Annotated in this window: 1 pseudogene; it reads left to right on the top strand. The window is 75.0% G+C overall.

What is annotated here, in order from left to right:
- Positions 1 to 260, top strand: a pseudogene (locus J0695_RS38585) (ergot alkaloid biosynthesis protein); the annotation flags it as partial.

The raw sequence follows: 260 nt of genomic DNA, 5'->3' as shown, positions 1-260 counted from the left end.
GCCTGATCGCCGAGGGCCGCCTCGTCAAAGCCGGTGGTCGGCGCGCCACCCCGGTGGAAGGCGCCCCGGCTGTCCGCTTCGACTGGAACGAGCCCGCGACCTGGGGCGAAGCCCTCGCCGGTGTCGACCGCGTCTACCTCGTCCCGCCCATCGGCTCCTCGGACCCGGCCGAGGTCATGCTGCCCTTCCTCCGCCACGCCCGTGCGGCGGGCGTGCACCGTGCGGTGCTGCTCGGTTCATCGGCGATCCCGGCGGGCGGT

The sequence above is a fragment of the Streptomyces beijiangensis genome, assembly GCF_017315755.1.
Classification (GTDB): Bacteria; Actinomycetota; Actinomycetes; order Streptomycetales; family Streptomycetaceae; genus Streptomyces; species Streptomyces beijiangensis.
This window is presented reverse-complemented; position numbering and strand designations above follow the sequence as displayed.